Here is a 1,073-nt window from a genome sequence, read left to right as displayed (position 1 = left end):
GGGGGTTGGCGTTATGGATTGCCAGTTTTGGCATCCTTTTGGTCAGTTCGAACTCGCTGCTTCTCTGCCTTTTTCCGGTGGGTTGTGGCAATCATTTTTTATGGAGAGTTTGATCCTGGCTCAGGATGAACGCTGGCGGCGTGCTTAACACATGCAAGTCGAACGGTGAAGGAGAGCTTGCTCTTTGGATCAGTGGCGAACGGGTGAGTAACACGTGAGCAATCTGCCCTTGACTCTGGGATAAGCGCTGGAAACGGCGTCTAATACCGGATACGAGCTGTGAAGGCATCTTCAACAGTTGGAAAGATTTTTCGGTCAAGGATGAGCTCGCGGCCTATCAGCTTGTTGGTGAGGTAATGGCTCACCAAGGCGTCGACGGGTAGCCGGCCTGAGAGGGTGACCGGCCACACTGGGACTGAGACACGGCCCAGACTCCTACGGGAGGCAGCAGTGGGGAATATTGCACAATGGGCGGAAGCCTGATGCAGCAACGCCGCGTGAGGGACGACGGCCTTCGGGTTGTAAACCTCTTTTAGCAAGGAAGAAGCGAAAGTGACGGTACTTGCAGAAAAAGCACCGGCTAACTACGTGCCAGCAGCCGCGGTAATACGTAGGGTGCAAGCGTTATCCGGAATTATTGGGCGTAAAGAGCTCGTAGGCGGTTTGTCGCGTCTGCTGTGAAATCCCGAGGCTCAACCTCGGGCCTGCAGTGGGTACGGGCAGACTAGAGTGCGGTAGGGGAGATTGGAATTCCTGGTGTAGCGGTGGAATGCGCAGATATCAGGAGGAACACCGATGGCGAAGGCAGATCTCTGGGCCGTAACTGACGCTGAGGAGCGAAAGGGTGGGGAGCAAACAGGCTTAGATACCCTGGTAGTCCACCCCGTAAACGTTGGGAACTAGTTGTGGGGTCCATTCCACGGATTCCGTGACGCAGCTAACGCATTAAGTTCCCCGCCTGGGGAGTACGGCCGCAAGGCTAAAACTCAAAGGAATTGACGGGGACCCGCACAAGCGGCGGAGCATGCGGATTAATTCGATGCAACGCGAAGAACCTTACCAAGGCTTGACAT

Annotated in this window: 1 rRNA gene; it reads left to right on the top strand. The window is 55.3% G+C overall.

Annotated features, from left to right (window positions below):
* Positions 1-97: 97 nt before the first annotated feature.
* A 16S ribosomal RNA gene (locus tag FFS15_RS18520) occupies positions 98-1,073 on the top strand; the annotation flags it as partial.

It is taken from the genome of Microbacterium sp. 2FI (genome assembly GCF_005502885.1).
Lineage (GTDB): Bacteria > Actinomycetota > Actinomycetes > Actinomycetales > Microbacteriaceae > Microbacterium.
This window is presented reverse-complemented; position numbering and strand designations above follow the sequence as displayed.